At 41.0% G+C, this 234-nt stretch carries 1 protein-coding gene; it reads left to right on the top strand.

Annotation, left to right across the window (positions count from 1 at the left end):
- Window positions 1-234: 3-isopropylmalate dehydratase small subunit (locus ACWA1B_RS23705; protein ID WP_461824368.1), on the top strand; the 234-nt coding region annotated here is incomplete at both ends.

Raw genomic sequence — 234 nt, forward strand, 5'->3', positions numbered from 1 at the left:
CTAGCAGCGGAGTTCCGTTGCCAATTGAGAACGTAGATACAGATCAAATTATTCCAGCTCGTTTCTTAAAAGCTACAAAACGTGAAGGTTTTGGAGATAACCTTTTCAGAGACTGGAGATATAACGGAGACGATACTCCAAAAGCAGATTTCGTTTTAAACAACCCAACTTATAGTGGAAAAATCCTTGTAGGAGGAAAAAACTTCGGTTCTGGATCTTCTAGAGAGCACGCGG

Source organism: Flavobacterium xizangense (assembly GCF_054075145.1).